At 63.1% G+C, this 15,881-nt stretch carries 15 protein-coding genes; 6 read left to right on the forward strand and 9 right to left on the reverse strand.

What is annotated here, in order from left to right; translation table 11 throughout:
- Window positions 1–52 precede the first annotated feature (52 nt).
- The 5 genes from AFIDRAFT_RS09690 (at window position 53) to AFIDRAFT_RS09710 (ending at window position 6,710) form a co-directional block, all read left to right on the forward strand.
- The gene (locus tag AFIDRAFT_RS09690) at window positions 53–1,954 is read left to right on the forward strand and encodes a potassium transporter Kup (protein WP_009339171.1); all 1,902 of its coding nucleotides are present in this window, start codon (window positions 53–55) and stop codon (window positions 1,952–1,954) included.
- A gap of 112 nt (window positions 1,955–2,066) precedes the next feature.
- A complete protein-coding gene (locus tag AFIDRAFT_RS09695) occupies window positions 2,067–3,989 on the forward strand; it encodes a potassium transporter Kup (RefSeq protein WP_009339172.1) in 1,923 nt (640 codons plus the stop codon).
- Window positions 3,990–4,090: 101 nt separating this feature from the next.
- Window positions 4,091–4,408, forward strand: a complete 318-nt coding sequence (locus AFIDRAFT_RS09700) for a rhodanese-like domain-containing protein (RefSeq protein ID WP_040298246.1) — start codon at window positions 4,091–4,093, stop codon at window positions 4,406–4,408.
- Window positions 4,409–4,456: 48 nt separating this feature from the next.
- The gene (locus AFIDRAFT_RS09705) at window positions 4,457–5,608 is read left to right on the forward strand and encodes an aminotransferase (RefSeq protein ID WP_009339174.1); all 1,152 of its coding nucleotides are present in this window, start codon (window positions 4,457–4,459) and stop codon (window positions 5,606–5,608) included.
- Between the two features lie 10 nt (window positions 5,609–5,618).
- Complete coding sequence (locus AFIDRAFT_RS09710) at window positions 5,619–6,710, forward strand: polyamine ABC transporter substrate-binding protein (RefSeq protein WP_009339175.1); 1,092 nt, start codon at window positions 5,619–5,621, stop codon at window positions 6,708–6,710.
- Between the two features lie 6 nt (window positions 6,711–6,716).
- Here AFIDRAFT_RS09710 and AFIDRAFT_RS09715 read toward each other — a convergent pair whose 3' ends face one another.
- From AFIDRAFT_RS09715 to AFIDRAFT_RS09745, 7 genes are all read right to left on the reverse strand, one after another.
- Window positions 6,717–7,649 carry a lipid A biosynthesis lauroyl acyltransferase gene (locus tag AFIDRAFT_RS09715; protein ID WP_009339176.1) on the reverse strand — a complete coding sequence of 311 codons (933 nt, stop codon included), beginning with the start codon at window positions 7,647–7,649 and terminating at the stop codon, window positions 6,717–6,719.
- Window positions 7,650–8,672: a zinc-binding dehydrogenase gene (locus tag AFIDRAFT_RS09720; protein WP_009339177.1), complete on the reverse strand. Its 1,023-nt coding sequence runs from the start codon at window positions 8,670–8,672 to the stop codon at window positions 7,650–7,652.
- Window positions 8,673–8,784: 112 nt separating this feature from the next.
- On the reverse strand, window positions 8,785–10,065 hold the full coding sequence (locus AFIDRAFT_RS09725; protein WP_009339178.1) for a beta-ketoacyl-ACP synthase: 1,281 nt from the start codon (window positions 10,063–10,065) through the stop codon (window positions 8,785–8,787).
- Between the two features lie 15 nt (window positions 10,066–10,080).
- A complete protein-coding gene (locus AFIDRAFT_RS09730; protein WP_009339179.1) occupies window positions 10,081–11,280 on the reverse strand; it encodes a beta-ketoacyl-ACP synthase in 1,200 nt (399 codons plus the stop codon).
- Window positions 11,277–11,744, reverse strand: a complete 468-nt coding sequence (locus AFIDRAFT_RS09735; protein WP_009339180.1) for a 3-hydroxyacyl-ACP dehydratase FabZ family protein — start codon at window positions 11,742–11,744, stop codon at window positions 11,277–11,279. The genes AFIDRAFT_RS09730 and AFIDRAFT_RS09735 overlap by 4 nt, the downstream gene beginning before the upstream one ends.
- Before the next feature lie 11 nt (window positions 11,745–11,755).
- On the reverse strand, window positions 11,756–12,037 hold the full coding sequence (locus AFIDRAFT_RS09740; protein WP_002711294.1) for an acyl carrier protein: 282 nt from the start codon (window positions 12,035–12,037) through the stop codon (window positions 11,756–11,758).
- Window positions 12,038–12,211: 174 nt separating this feature from the next.
- Window positions 12,212–12,496 carry a hypothetical protein gene (locus tag AFIDRAFT_RS09745; RefSeq protein ID WP_009339181.1) on the reverse strand — a complete coding sequence of 95 codons (285 nt, stop codon included), beginning with the start codon at window positions 12,494–12,496 and terminating at the stop codon, window positions 12,212–12,214.
- A 227-nt stretch (window positions 12,497–12,723) separates the two neighbouring features.
- Here AFIDRAFT_RS09745 and AFIDRAFT_RS09750 point away from each other — a divergent pair, with 227 nt between their 5' ends.
- On the forward strand, window positions 12,724–13,347 hold the full coding sequence (locus tag AFIDRAFT_RS09750; RefSeq protein ID WP_009339182.1) for a ParB-like protein: 624 nt from the start codon (window positions 12,724–12,726) through the stop codon (window positions 13,345–13,347).
- 34 nt (window positions 13,348–13,381) lie between these two features.
- Here AFIDRAFT_RS09750 and AFIDRAFT_RS09755 read toward each other — a convergent pair whose 3' ends face one another.
- Window positions 13,382–13,840 carry an MgtC/SapB family protein gene (locus AFIDRAFT_RS09755; protein ID WP_009339183.1) on the reverse strand — a complete coding sequence of 153 codons (459 nt, stop codon included), beginning with the start codon at window positions 13,838–13,840 and terminating at the stop codon, window positions 13,382–13,384.
- A 6-nt stretch (window positions 13,841–13,846) separates the two neighbouring features.
- Window positions 13,847–15,625, reverse strand: coding sequence for an ATP-binding protein (locus AFIDRAFT_RS09760; protein WP_009339184.1), 1,779 nt, complete (start codon window positions 15,623–15,625; stop codon window positions 13,847–13,849).
- Window positions 15,626–15,881 lie beyond the last annotated feature (256 nt).

Genomic DNA, 15,881 nt, shown 5'->3' on the forward strand with positions numbered 1-15,881 from the left:
GCCCATCCAGGCCGCCCGCGGCGAATGATCATCAAGGCGTTTTTCTCACTTCATGGCTGCTACCGAACCGCCCACCGACCTCCCCACCGAGGCCGCTCCTGCTCACGGCTTTTGGAGCCTGACTGTAGGCAGCATCGGCGTGGTGTTTGGCGACATCGGCACCTCGCCGCTCTACGCGTTCCGCGAAGCCGCGCATAGCGCCGCCGGAGCAGGGGTCATCACCCGGCCCATCGTGCTGGGTGTGTTGTCGCTGGTTCTGTGGGCGCTGTTCGTCGTGGTGACCGCGAAGTACGTGCTGCTGCTCCTGCGCGCCGATAACAACGGCGAGGGCGGCACGCTCTCCTTGATGGCGCTGGGCCAGCGTGCGCTTGGCCGCCGGGCGTGGGTATTGCTGGCGCTCGGCGTCGTCGGCGCGGCGATGTTCCTCGGCGACTCGATGATTACGCCGGCGATCTCGGTGCTGTCGGCGGTCGAAGGCCTCAAACTCGCCGCACCTGAATTCGAGCATTACGTGGTGCCGCTGACGGTGTTGATTCTCGTCATCCTGTTCGCGGTGCAAAGCAGCGGGACCACGCGGATCGCGGCGGCGTTCGGCCCGGTCATGATCCTGTGGTTCATCCTGCTGGCCGTGCTTGGCGCGTGGCACATCGCCGATGATCCGACCGTGCTCGCGGCGATCAATCCGTATTACGCGGTCTCGTTCATGCTGACGCATGGCGAGATCAGTCTTGTGACACTGGGCGCCGTCTTCCTGTGCGTCACCGGCGGCGAGGCGTTGTACGCCGATCTTGGCCATTTCGGACGCAAGCCGATCCAGGCTGCATGGCTTTATTTCGTGCTGCCGGCGCTGCTGATCAATTATTTCGGGCAGGGCGCGATGCTGCTGGCGCATCCGGACAAGATCGACAACACCTTCTATCATATGGTGCCAAGTTATCTGCTGGTGCCCGTCATCATCCTGGCGACGGCAGCGACCGTGATCGCGAGCCAGGCGGTCATCACCGGCGCGTATTCGCTGACGCGGCAGGCTATTCAGCTCGGCCTGCTGCCGCGATTTGAAGTCCGTTACACGTCGGAGGTTCACGCCGGGCAAATCTACCTGCCGCGTGTCAACACCCTGCTGCTGATCGGCGTGTTGCTGCTGGTCGGCCTGTTCCGTACGTCGAGCGGCCTTGCCTCGGCCTACGGCATCGCCGTGTCCACCACTATGGTCGCGGACGGCATCATGGGCTTCATCGTGGTGTGGAAGCTGTGGAACTGGCGCGCGGCCACGGCGGCGGCACTGATCGCTCCGCTCGTCTTCGTGGACACCAGCTTCTTCATCGCCAATCTGTTGAAGCTGTTTGAAGGCGCGTGGGTGCCGCTGCTGTTCGGCCTCTGCCTCGTCGCGATGATCTGGACGTGGCGGCGCGGCACCGGAATTCTCTTGAACAAGACGCGTCGCACCGAAGTGCCGTTGCGCGATCTCATCAAGAGTCTGGAGAAGCGCCCGCCGCATGTCGTGAAGGGAACGGCCGTATTCCTCACCAGCGACCCGGAATTCGTGCCGACCGCGCTGCTGCATAATTTGAAGCACAACAAGGTGCTGCACGAGCACAACGTCATCCTCACCATTCGCACCGCAACGACGCCGCGCGTCGATCCGATCGACCGCGTGGAATACGAGGGGATCAGCGAGAAATTCTCCATCGTGCGGCTGAACTTCGGCTTCATGGAAACGCCGAATGTGCCAAAGGCGCTGGCGATCGCGCGCAAGCTCGGCTGGCAGTTCGACATCATGGCGACCTCGTTCTTCGTGTCGCGCCGCTCGCTGAAGCCCGCCGCGCAATCCAGCATGCCGCTGTGGCAGGATCATCTTTTCATCGCGATGAGCAAGTCGGCCAACGACGCGACCGACTATTTCCAGATTCCAACCGGTCGCGTGGTCGAGGTCGGAACGCAGGTCACCATATAATATTGTTTCAATATTGCCCTTTTTGACAGTCGGGACGACTTGATCTCTCTGCGCCCCCAGCGTATAGCGCTGGCCGTTTTCGCCGCTGCTCGGCGTTGAGGCACCTTTCCCCATGACAAGTGACATATCGGTCTCCGCCGCGGAAACGTCGGCGGCGGAAGAGCATGGGCAGGCGCATTCCACGGCGTCATATAAGGCGCTGATGCTGGGTTCCATCGGCGTCGTGTACGGCGACATTGGTACCTCACCGCTTTATGCCTTCCGCGAAGCGATCAATGCGGCGTCCGGTTCGGGCTCCATTCAGTCCGGCATCGTGCTGGGCGTGCTGTCGTTGATCCTCTGGACGCTGATCGTGGTGGTGACGCTGAAATATGTCGTCATCCTGCTGCGCGCCGACAACAATGGGGAAGGCGGCACGCTCGCGCTGATGGCGCTGGCGCAACGCGCACTCGGCACGGCGGGCGGAGGGTTGATCCTGCTCGGCATCATCAGCGGCGCGTTGTTCTATGGCGATGCCGTCATCACGCCCGCGCTGTCGGTCCTCTCCGCCATCGAAGGCATGAAGCTCGCGACGGAAGCGCTCGACCCTTATATCGTGCCGCTGACGGTCATCATTCTCGCAGCACTGTTCGCGGTGCAGTCGCGCGGCACCGCGCGGGTCGCCGCATTTTTCGGCCCCCTGATGTGCCTCTGGTTCGCGGTCATCGGCATTGCGGCGATCCCGCCGATTCTCCATCAGCCGCAGGTCTTCCTGGCGCTCAATCCGCTGCTCGCGCTCGAATTCCTGCTGGAGCATGGCGTGATCGGCCTTGTCACGCTTGGCGCCGTGTTTCTTGCCGTGACGGGTGCGGAGGCGCTTTACGCGGACCTCGGCCATTTCGGCAAGTCGCCGATCCGGATCACATGGCTTGCGATCGTGCTGCCGTCGCTGGCACTGAACTATCTCGGGCAGGCGGCAATGGTGTTGCACAATCCGGCCGCCGTGCAGAACCCGTTCTTCCTGATGTTTCCGGATTGGGCGCTGGTGCCGATGGTCGTGCTGGCGACGGTGGCGACCGTGATTGCGAGCCAGGCCGTCATCACCGGCGCATATTCGCTGACCCGGCAGGCGGTGCAACTCGGGCTGCTGCCCCGGTTCGAGATCCGCCACACCTCCGAGAGTCATGCGGGGCAAATCTATATCCCACGCCTCAATCGCCTGCTGTTCATCGCCGTGCTGCTGCTGGTGGTTCTGTTCCGCTCGTCGAGCGCTTTGGCGTCCGCCTATGGCATCGCGGTGACGGGCACCATGGTCGTGACCGGCATGATGGGCTTCATCGTGATCTGGCGGGTCTGGAAATGGAGCCCGTTCGCGGCGGGCCTTTTGATGGCGCCGTTCCTGCTGTTCGACCTGACGTTCCTCGCGGCCAACCTGCTCAAGGTGTTCGAAGGCGGCTGGGTGCCGCTGGCGATCGGCGGCGTCGTGATGCTGCTGATGTATACGTGGCGCAAGGGCAGCAAGGTCCTGTTCGAGAAATCCCACAAGCAGGAAATTCCGCTGGAAGACCTCGTGAGGATGCTGGAGAAAAAGCCGCCGCAGCGCGTTCCCGGCACGGCGGTGTTCCTGACCAGCAATGCCACGCTGGCGCCGACCGCGCTGATGCACAGCCTCAAGCACTACAAGGTGCTGCACGAGAAGAACGTCATTCTCACGGTCGAGATCGCGCGCATGCCGCGCGTCGACCTGAACGAGCGCGTGCGGATGGAGCCGATCAGCGAAACGTTCGTCCGCGTCACGCTGCGCTTCGGCTTCATGGAATCGCCGAACGTGCCGAAGGCGCTGGCGATCGCGCGCAAGCTCGGCTGGCAGTTTGACATCATGGCGACGTCGTTCTTCCTGTCGCGGAGGTTGTTGAAACCGGCGGCCCAATCCAGCATGCCGCTGTGGCAGGATCGTCTGTTCATCGCGATGAGCCGTTCGGCCAACGACGCCACCGACTATTTCCAGATCCCGACCGGTCGCGTGGTCGAAATCGGAACACAGGTCGCCATCTGAACCTGCGTAAACTCTGGCCGGACGGTCTTGATTTTGAGGGCGCAAAGGGGGAGTTTGCGTGGGCTTATTTCGCAGCGGAGGCTTCCTTGTCCGATACCAGCATGGTGCACGACCTGACCCCCGAGGAGGTGGCCAAGGGCCTGATCGAGGGGCGCTATCTCTTGATCGACGTGCGCGAGCCGAACGAGACTGCGGCGGAGGCCTATCCCGAGGGCGCGACGATGCCGCTCTCGGCCTTCGATCCGGCCGCATTGCCCGACCCCGAAGGCAGGACGGTGGTGTTCGCCTGCCGCTCCGGCAAGCGCTCGGTGACGGCCTCGCTCGCGGCGCAGGCTGCCGGCAAGCCGTATCATTTCCACCTCGCAGGCGGCATGATCGGCTGGAAAGCCGTGGGCCTTCCCACCAAAATTGGCGGCTAGCACGAGCGCGCTTGCGCTTGAGGTGATCGTTCTCGATTTGCGGGCGATATGAGCACGATTTTCTCCGATCTTCCGGTGACGATTTTCGAGGTGATGTCGCAGCTCGCGCGCGACCACGATGCCATCAACCTCGGGCAGGGCTTTCCCGAAGCGCCGGGGCCGGAGGACATCCGCCGCAAGGCCGCCGACGCGGTGCTGAACGGCTACAATCAGTATCCCTCGATGATGGGCCTGCCGGAGTTGCGGGCCGCAATTGCTGACCACTACGCGCATTGGCACGGCGTTGCGTTCGATCCCATGAGCGAGGTGATGGTGACCTCGGGCGCGACCGAGGCTCTCGCGGGTGCGATCCTCGGTCTTGTCGGCGAAGGCGACGAGGTTGTGGTTTTCCAGCCGTTCTACGACGCCTATGTGCCGCTGATCCGCCGCGCGGGCGGCATTCCGCGCCTCGTCCGGCTGGAGCCGCCGCACTGGCGGCTCACCGAGAACGCGTTGCGCGCGGCATTCACGCCGAAGACGAAATTCGTGATCTTCAACAACCCGCTCAATCCGGCGGCGGTGGTGTACCCGCGCGAGGACCTCGAACTGCTGGCGCGCTTCTGCCAGGAATTCGATGCGGTCGCGATCTGCGACGAAGTGTGGGAGCACATCGTGTTCGATGGCCGCGCGCATATTCCGCTGATCGCGATCCCCGGGATGCGCGAACGTACGGTGAAGATCGGCTCGGCAGGCAAGATCTTCGCGCTCACCGGCTGGAAGGTCGGGTTCGTCTGCGCCGCGCCAAAGCTACTGCGCGTGCTGGCCAAGGCGCACCAGTTTCTGGCCTTCACCACCGCACCGAATTTGCAGGTGGCGGTGGCCTACGGGCTAGGTAAGCCAGATGCTTTCTTCGACGAGATGCGGCGCGATCTGCAGCGTAGCCGCGACCGTCTGACGGATGGCTTGAAGTCCATCGGCTTTCCGGTGCTGGCTTCGCGGGGGACGTACTTCCTCAACATCGATCTCGCGCCGCTTGGCCTCAACGAGACCGATGAGGATTTCTGCAAGCGCATTGTGGTGGAGCACAAGGTCGCGTCCATTCCGGTCTCGTCGTTCTACGAGGATGACGCGGTGAAGTCGGTGGTGCGGCTTTGCTTCGCCAAATCGGATGCGACGATCGACACGGCGCTGGAGCGGCTGTCACGCGTGTTGCGGAGCTAGGGAGGCAGCGATGAAAATTGCAAAGCTCTTGCTTGTGCTCGCGGCGGCGATGGCCGTTTCGTCCGCGCAGGCGGCTGAGCGCGTGGTGAACTTCTACAACTGGTCGAGCTACATGGCGCCCGGCGTGCTGGAGGACTTCACCAGGGAAACCGGCATCAAGGTGGTCTACGACACCTTCGATGCCAATGAGACGCTGGAGACGCGGCTACTCGCGGGCAAGTCCGGCTACGATCTCGTGGTGCCGACGGCGTATTTTCTGCAACGCCAGATCGTCGCCGGTGTGTTCCAGAAGCTCGACAAGTCGAAACTTCCGAACCTCAAGAATGCCTGGCCCGAGGTGATGAACCATCTCGCGCAATACGATCCCGGCAATCTGTACGCCGCCAATTACATGTGGGGCACCACCGGCATCGGCTACAATGTGAGCGCCGTGCATAAGATCCTTGGTCCCAATGCCGTGATCGACAGTTGGGATACGATCTTCAATCCGGAGAAGATCGCGAAGTTCAAGGATTGCGGCATCCATATGCTGGATTCCGCCGACGACATTCTGCCCGCCGCGCTGAACTGGCTCGGTCTTGATCCAAATTCGACGCGGCGCGAGGATCTGGAAAAGGCGGCGGAGGTTGTCGCGAAAATCCGTCCTTATGTTCGCAAATTCCATTCGTCCGAATATCTCAGCGCGCTCGCCACCGGCGAAATCTGCCTCGCGGTCGGCTGGTCCGGCGATATCAAGCAGGCGCAGAAGCGGGCGGCGGAATCGAACAACGGCGTCGAAATCGCCTATGCGATCCCGAAGGAGGGCGCGCAGATGTTCTTCGACAACCTCGCCATCCCCTCGGATGCGAAGAACGTCGATGAGGCTTACGCGCTGATCGATTATCTGTATCGCCCGGATATGGCGGCGAAGAATTCGAGCTTCCTCGGCTATGCCAGCGGCAATCTCGCCGCGCAAAAACTGGTCGATCCGAAAGTGTTGAATGATCGCGGCGTCTATCCGGACGAGGCGACGATGAAGCGGCTGTTCATCATCACCGCGCGCGCGCCCGCGATGCAGCGCGCCATCAACCGGTTATGGACAAAGGTGAAGACGGGGCGGTGATTGCCGTCACCGCCAGCGGCGGTGCAGCCACAGCCACTGTTCGGGATGCTCACGCACCCAGCCCTCGATCACCGATGTGACGCGCTGCATGGTGCCCTGAATATCGACTTCGCCTGATTCATTACGCGCAGGCTCGATCCGCTCGGTCAGATCGACGCGAAAGCGCCGGTTCGGCAACCGCACCACGCGCACGCCATGAACCGGACAATCGATCCGGCGGACGAGACGGGCGAGCAGGGGATTGGCCTTCACCCTCCGGCCGAAGAACATGACATCGACACCGCGTCCGAAATGCTGGTCCACCAGCATGCCGATATGGAGGCCGCGTTGCAGAGCTGCGGCGAGCTTGATCGGCGCGTCATGCGTGGTGGCGATCATTTCGCCCATGTTGACCGAGCGCAATTCCTGAATCGCGCGGTCGGCGGCGGCGATGTTGGGGCGACGGAACAGCACGGCGGAGTCGAGGCCGTGGGTTGCCGCGGCAAGTGCGGGAAGCTCCCAATTGCCGAGATGGCTTGCGAAGATCAGCGCGCCTTTGCCGTCGTTTTTCAGCTCCGCAAAGCGTTCCTGCGTGCCGGGCCCGAACTCGACGGTGTTCTTGTCGGGGGTGGCCGGATCGTATTTCCAGATATGGTCGAGATGGGCGAATTCGGCGCCGATGCGGCCGAGATTGTCCCATACGCCGGCGAGGATCGCGTCGATCTCCTCCGGTGATTTTTCGGGAAACGCCGCGACAAGGTTGGCGTGCGCGACACGATGCTCCGGCCACCACGGGCCGATCGTGCGCGTGATCTTCGCGAAAACATCGCCGGTTTTCACGGCGTCGAAATGCCGTGTGGCGCGCAGCAGCCCGACCGCCGCCGCACCGATCACGGCATTTTTCGCCGCGACGAATTTGTTGCGGAGAATGATCTTCGAGCGGAGGACGAGGTGCGCCATTTACAGCGTGACGATAATCTTGCCGAACACCTGACGGCTTTCCATCCGCTCCAGTGCTTTCTCCACGTTCTCGACCGGGACCTCGGTATCGATCACGGGCTTGATGCCTTGCGCCATCTTGTCGAGGCTCTCGGCGATATTGCGCATGGAGGCGCCGAACGAACCGATGATGCGATACTGCTGCTGGAACAATTGCATCAGGTTGATCGTGGTGGTGGGGCCGGAGGTCGAGCCGCAGGTGACGAGGCGGCCGCCGCGTTTCAGGCATAGCAGCGAGCCGTTGAAGGTGTCCGCGCCGACATGCTCGAACACGACATCGACGCCCTTCTTGCGGGTGATCTTACGCGTCTCGCCCTCGAAGCGGTCCTTGCGGTAGTTGATGACGTAATCCGCACCGAGCGCCTTCACGCCCTCGATCTTTTCGTCGCTGCCGACCGTGGTGATGACCGTGCAGCCGATGGCCTTGGCCATCATGATCGCGACCGTGCCGATGCCGGAGCCGCCGGCATGAACGAGGATGGTCTCGCCCGGTTGCAGCTTGGCGTTGTCGAACAGCATGTGCTGGACGGTCGAGAAGGCGATGGGCGCGCAGGCCGCGTCGCGCAGGCTGACGCTGTCTGGCACCGGAATGACCAGCCGCTCGTCGAGGTTCATCAGCTCGCGCGCGAAACCGTCGACGTGGAAGCCCATGATGCCCGCCACGTTTTCACAAAGGTTGTCGCGGCCTTCCTGACAGGCCTTGCAGGTGCCGCAGGTCAGCGCGCCATACATCACGACCTTCTGGCCTGGCTTGAAGCGCGTGGCGTTCTTGCCGGTCGCGACGATCTCGCCGGAGGCTTCCGCGCCGATGACGAGCGGCATCTTCCGCTTGGCGAAGGCCATGCCGCGATAGCCCCAGACGTCGATATGGTTGAGCGCGACCGCGCGGACGCGAATCTGCACCTCGTTCTCCGCCGGTGGCGGCGGCGGAGGCATTTCGACGACCGTCAACTGGCGGTCGGCAACGAGGGTAAGCGCGCGCATGGGAGGCGTCCTGAAAGAAATCAGCCTTGGGAGTGAACCTCGGGAATGAACGAGGTATCGCCGCTTGGCGCGGCCGCGTCAACCGGTCAGAAAGACTTTATACGCCAGAGACTTAAACAGGCTCGCGGGTCAGGATCAACGAGGCGTTCTGGCCGCCGAAGCCGAACGAATTCGACATCACCGCCGTCACCTTGGCGTCGCGGGCCGTGTTTGGCACCACGTCGAAGGGGATCGCGGGGTCGGGGATGTCGTAATTGATCGTCGGTGGAATGCGCTGGTGCTCGAGCGTCAGCAGCGAGAACACCGCTTCGACCGCGCCAGCAGCGGACAGCGTATGCCCGACCATCGACTTGTTGGAGGAGACCGGCACCTGCGTCGCGCGTTCGCCGAACACGGTCGAGATGCCGAGATATTCCATCTTGTCGTTTTCCGGCGTGCCGGTGCCGTGGGCGTTGATGTAGTCGATCTGTTCGACACCCATGCCCGCATCATCGAGCGCCTTGCGCACGCAGCCGATGATCGGCTTGCCGTCAGGGCTCGAGCGGGTGCGATGGAAGGAATCGGCGAGTTCGCCGCAACCGGCCAGCACGCCGAGGATTTTCGCGCCGCGCGCGGTGGCGGCTTCATAGCTTTCCAGCACCAGTGCGCCTGCGCCTTCCGCCATCACGAAGCCGTCGCGGTTCTTGGCGAACGGGCGCACGGCCGCCTGCGGCGGATCGTTGTTGGTGGACAGAGCCGAGAGCAGCGAGAAGCGGATCAGGGCTTCGGGATTCACCGAGCCGTCGGTCGCAACGCACAGCGCGGCATCGGCCTCGCCACGGCGGATCGCCTCGACGCCGAGCTGGATCGCAGTTGCGCCCGAGGCGCAGGCGGTGGAGAGCGAAATCGGCGAGCCCTTGGTGCCGAAGCGTTCGACCAGATGGTCGGCAACGGAGCCGAACAGGAAGCGTTTGTGGAAGCCCGCGAACTTGCCGCCGCCGCTGACCTTGAGCATGGCGTCGTAGTCGATGCCGGATGTGGCGCTGGTCGCGCGCGCGGCTTCAAGACGCGCCATCCATTCGACTTCGACGGGCGCAACCGCGAGAAACAGCGGGCCGGGGAAATCGCCTTTGCTGCCGATGGCCGCTTGAGTCACCGCTTCTTCGGTGGCGAGGTCCGCGAGCTTGTCGGACAGCGCCGTGGATGTGAACGGCTCGATCGGAATGAAATCGACGGTACCAGCCATGGTGGTGCGCAGCCCGTCGGTCGGAAAGCGGGTGATGGTGCGGATTCCGGATTCGCCCGCCGTGAGTTTTTTCCAGTTCTCGGCCTTGCCCGCGCCAAGCGAGGTGACGACGCCCATGCCGGTGACGACGACGGTGGGGCGGCCGAACTTGTCTTTCGCTGCGGTCATGCGGGTTCTCCGATCTCAGGCCGGAACAGATTCGACCAGCGCCATGCCTTCGCCCCGCCAGTGTCCGGTGTTGACCACGACAATCTGGGAGGGGGAGGCGGTAGTTTCAACCTCAAGGCCGGTCGTATCGTTGGCTGCGAACAATTTCCCCCTGGACAGCGACAGCGCGGCCAGCGCGAGTCCGAGCGGAAACTGGGCCTCGATGAGATGGCCGAACGAGGTGCCGAGCGCCCGCACTGGCGCGCTTGCATGTTTCTTCAGGAAGGCGCGTTCTTCATCGGTGGCCTGAGCAGCGCCGGTCGCGCTGGTGAGGATCGGCGCATCCGCCTTTGCACCGAGCTTCGCCCACAGGCCGTCGAGCACGGCGGTGATGTTGCCCGGCGTCGAGCGGCGGGCGTGATCCGCGACGACATGCGTGAGCCGCGCGAACGGCTTGGCGCCACGCGCCTGCGCGTGGTCTTTCGATTCGATCACGAGGAAGACACCGCCAGAGCCGAGCGCGAAACCGGAATGGCTTGCATCGCGTGCCCAGACCGGAGCGAACTTGTTCTTCAATGCGAAGTCGCCGAACTCGTAGAGCATCAGCAGGTCTTTGCGCTCGCCATTATGCGCGGCCCCCACCAGTGCGATGTCGCTCTGGCCGGAGACGATCCGCGCAAGCGCGATGCGGAAGGCGTCGGTGCCGGCCGCTTCCTCGCCCATGAAGGTGCGGGAGGAGCCGGTGACGCCGTGCACGATCGAGATGTTGCCCGCGAGCAGGTTGGACAATTGCGCCAGAAACAGTGTCGGACGCAGGTCGCTCATCAGCCGCTCGTTCAGCGTGCCGGGGGCGGCGTTGCCCTGCGCCTGATCGTTGATGACCGCAGCATCGACGGCGAGATCGCGCTCGCCGCCGCCTGCGGCAACGATCATGTCCATGCGCGAGAGAATGTCGGTGTTGCCCTTGAGGCCCGCGCTGTCGAGCGCAAGACCGGCCGCGTAGGTGCCGATCCGCTGCCAGGCTTCCATCTGGCGTTGGTCGCCCTTCTTCGGAATCTGCGCGTCGTAGTTCAGTTTGACGATCGGATGCACCGGGTAGGGCGCGAAAGTCGCTTCGTCGACATTGACCTTGCGCGCCTCGAGCGCGTCCCAATGCTGGTCGAGGCCTTCGCCCAGCGACGAAGCAAGACCGATGCCGGTGATCCAGACCTCACGGGTTGAAGAGGTGTTGCTCATGACGTGGCCTGTCCGGGGAAGCCGATCTGCCGGGCCATCTGTTCCATGTGGCCACGCAAATCTGCGTTGGGAAACGGGGTGTGGCGGAAGGTGAGTTCCGCATTGCATTTCAGCTTGCCGTCAACACTGATCTTGGCGGCGGTGACGGCGAAACCGGAGCCGTCATGGACGACATGCGCGTCCACGGTGAGCGGTTCGCCCGGCTTGATGAAATCGCGCATCTTGGCTTCCTTGACGGAGGCGAGGAACGGCATGCGTTCAAACTTCAACATCGCGATCAGCAACCAGCCCGATGTCTGCGCCATGGTCTCGATCAGCAGCACGCCGGGCATTAGCGGATAGCCGGGGAAGTGGCCCTCGAAGATCGAGCTTTGCTGCGGCACCTGCGCGGAGACGGTGATGCGGCGCTCGCCGACATTAAGATCGACGATGCGATCGACCATCTGGAAATATTCGAGGCGCATGGGCGTGCGCGTCAGGCGCCCTTGGCGGCGACCAACTCGTCGATGCGCGCGCTGAGGTTTTTCAGGACGAAGTACTGTTCCGTCGTCGCCTTGCCGTCGTTGACCTCCTGCGTCCACTTCTCCAGCGGCAGCTTGATGCCGAACGCTTTGTCGATGGCGAACGCGATATCGAGGAAGTCGAGGCTGTCGATGCCGAGATCATCGATCGCGTGGCTTTCCGGCGTGATGGTATCGCGCGGGATATCGCAGGTTTCAGCAATGATCGTGGCGACCTGATCGAACGTTGAAGACATTCATTAAGCCTTTGATTATTCTCGGTAAACGCCGATCGGCGCAAAGGAGAGCACGGCCCGGTTAGCGCACCCCCATCGGCACGTCCGAAGCAAATGTTCGTATAACGGAGCGGGGCGATGAGTTCAATGGCGGCGAGACGGCCCTCCCGGGCGGCTCACGAAGGCGTTTTGGCCCTAACTATGGGGCGAAGTGTCGATTTCCCCGCAATTGCGCAGGCCCATCATGATGCAATCCTGCGTCTGCCGCATGTGATTGAGGCTGGTGACGAGCCACACGCCGACCGCGATCAGGACAACCGCAAACACGGTCGCGGCGAGATTCGCCCACATCCGCTGACGATAGTCGACCGGTTCCGGCGCAGGGGATTGCTGGGGAGACAAAGGCGCAGGCTTGGCCGGTCGCGGGCTGAATTTCACCACGCGGCGCTCACTGTCGGGAAAATCAGGCGGCCGCGCCATGTCTTTAAAGTCTCGCCTTCAGAGTCCGGCTCAGGGTCCGGCTGCTTCTGTCATTCAGGATAGGTCTGCATCATCATCGGGACAAGGCACCGTGGCGACCCATTCGGGGGATACCAATTCGATTGTCCGATGCCGCACAAGTGATCCGCTGTCGCTCCTCACAAAATGGATGAACTGGCAACATTGCGATCCATCGCCTGCGAAGGACGAGCCGAAGGAGGATCAAGATGGTCATCAAGCGCGAACCGGTGCTTGAGCCGGTGCCGATCATGTCGTTGCGCCCGACCCAGATGACGGTCGGAATGCGGGAGGTGAAGGAAAAGCGGAAGCGCTGGCGCGAACATGACGACAAGAAGCGCGCGAAACTGCTCGGCAGGCACCAGATCCCTGTCGTGGTCGGGCCCGACAGGATGAATTATGTAATCGATCACCATCACTTGGCGCGAGCACTTCATGAAGAAGGTGAGAAGGATGTGTTGGTCAGCGTGATCGCGGACCTGACCATGGTGGAGCCGAAGGCGTTCTGGGTCGTGCTCGACAATCACCGTTGGGTCTATCCCTACGACGAGAACGGAGAGCGGCGCCCTTACAAGGATTTGCCGAAGAATATCGGCAAACTGGTGGACGACCCGTTCCGCAGTCTCGCCGGCGAGCTTCGGCGCGTGGGAGGTTTTGCCAAGGACACGACGCCGTTCAGCGAATTCTTGTGGGCGGATTTTCTGCGGCGGCGATTGCCGCGCAAGGTCGTCGGCAAGGATTTCGAGAAGGCGATCGAAAAGGCTCTCGCGCTCGCCAAGAGCAAGGACGCGATCTACCTGCCGGGCTGGTGCGGGCCGGCGGACGATAATTGAGCAGAGTGTTGCCGTGACGGCTAAGGTGATGCGCTTAAGTCGGCTTTTCGCCTGAAAGTAGCCGGTGCAGGGTCCGCTCCAGCGGGCCGCCCGCGATCAGGAGGATGAGCGCCACGGCGAGCGCGACGGCGACGAGCCGCCATTCGCCCGCGCCGCAGATCACGCCAACGCAGGCGGTGAACCAGACGCAGGCGGCACTCGTCAGGCCGTGGACCTTGTGCTGGCCGGCGACTTCGGCGTGAACGATGACACCCGCGCCGAGAAAGCCGATGCCGGTGAGGATGCCCTGGATGACGCGGCTTGTTGCATCGGAAATCCGGGCTTCGCCGGATGTCGGCATGGCGAAGATGACGGCCGCGGCACAGGCGAGGCCGACGAGGCCAAGCGTGCGCATGCCGATTGGCTTGCCGTGCAGGTCGCGATTGAGGCCGATCGCGGCGCTTGCGAGCGTCGCAACCCCAAGCCGCAGCACAATGTCGTCCCAGGCGATCATGGCTTGCTACCGCAGCGGCTTTTTCAACAGCGAATAGCGGTCCGGTTCCAGACCGAGCGGCGACGTCGGCTGCAGCATCGGCGAATCGACCAGTCGTTGCAGCGGACGATCACCCATGCGTTCGGCAAACCGGTCCGAGACGTGCGGATCGCTCGGCGCGTCACGATGCGTGGTGGAGCCGCGCCAGCGGTCGACCACCGAGTTGACGAAATTGATGTCGTGCCCGTTGTCCGATATCGGCGTGGTCGCAATTGTCGCTTCGCTGCGTGGCAATTGGTGCGCGGGCACTTCCTTGAAGCGCAGCCGCGTCGGCAGCGCGACGCCTTCGCCGAACGCCAGCACTTCACGGGTGCCGAGCGACGGCACGAAGGACAGAAGGTTGGCGGCGGCATCCGAGACGGCGGAGCGCAGCAGCCCCTGGTCGCGTTCGTTGGCGAGCCGCATGGCGAACAGCGTGTTGCACTGGGACAGGATGGTGGCGTCGAGTTCCGCCGGACGCTGGGTGATGAGGCCGAGATAGACGCCGTATTTGCGGCCTTCCTTGGCGATGCGTGACACCGCCTTGCGGGTCGGGCCGAAGCCGATGGTGCGGTCGGCGGACGCGTAGCGGTGCGCTTCCTCGCAGACGAACAGCAGCGGCGATGCACCGTCGCTCCACAGGCCGAAATCGAATGCCATGCGGCATAGCACCGAGACGACGGAATCCACCACGTCGGCGGGGAAGCCCGCGAGCTGCATCACCGTCATCGGCTTGCCGTTGGCGGGCAGGCGGAACAGGTGGCTGATGACTTCGGCCATGCTGTCGCCGCCGACATTGGCGTTCTCGAACATGAAGCTGTAGCGCGCATCGTTGCGCACGACTTCGATGCGCTGGATCAGCTTGTGATAGGTGATGCGCGAGGAGCGATTTTCCAGCCTGCCCATGCGTTCGTCGATCAGCGAGATCAGATCGACCAGGCGATAGGGCACCGGCGTATCGGGCGTGAAGCCGGAGGCGCGCGGCTCGGAGCGCTTCAATCCGTGCCGGTCAGAGTTGCCGTATTGCAGATAGGTCGCCTTGGCGATCGGGATGACTTCGGAGAGGACTTCCATTTCATCGGGCACGCCGGGACGGCCGCCGAACAGAACGTCCACGAACTCCTCGAAATTGAACAGCCAGAACGGCAATTTGAGATTGCGCGGGTTCAGCACCTGCGCGCGCGAACCGAAGCAGCGGCCGTATTCGTTGTGCACGTCGAGCAGAAAGACGCGCAGGGTCGGCCGCGCCAGCAGAATCTCGTTGAGAAGCAGCGAGACGCTGGTCGATTTGCCGACGCCGGTGGAGCCGAGCACGGCGAAGTGCTTGCTCAGCATTTCCTCGATGTTGACGTAGGCCGAGATCGCCGAATCCTGCTGTAGCGCGCCGATGTTGACCTGATCGCGGCCCGTGGGCGTGTAGATGGTGCGCAGCTCGTTGGTGGTCAGGATGTCGACGGCATCGCCGATGGTCGGATAGGACGTGACGCCGCGCTGGAAGCGGCCTTCGTGCGAGATTTCACCCAGCAGGTCCACCGACGCGACGGCGATATGGTTGTCGCGCATGTCGATGTTCTCGCGCGACATCTCGGTGATCATCGCGACGATGGTCGCCCGGGCGCTGCGGATGCCGAAGAACTGGCCGACGGTGGCGTGCAGAGTGGTGGGCGTCACCTCGGGGCTGGCCATGACACCGATGCGGGCTTGTGAGCCCCGCACGGAGACGACACGGCCAAGGGCGGCGATCTGGGGAACGGGCGGATTCAGCATGTGAGTTTGGCTTCGGAGACCTGTTTTCCGGCCAACTATGCGCCCGCCATGTTGCAGAAATTGTTAAGGGATAGTGCAGTTTGGCCGGGTTCGGGCAGGCCGAACTGCCGCCCTTTCGGGGGCTTGGCGTCTCCGGTGCCGATTTTGCGGCCTTTGTCGCCATTATCTAATGGCGGCAGGAGCCGGGCGGCTGCCACGGCTTAAATACATTGTTTACCGTCTCGAAGGAGGGCGGTGGTTCCATACCGTGGGGATG

Source organism: Afipia sp. 1NLS2 (assembly GCF_000178995.1).
Taxonomy (GTDB): Bacteria; Pseudomonadota; Alphaproteobacteria; order Rhizobiales; family Xanthobacteraceae; genus Afipia.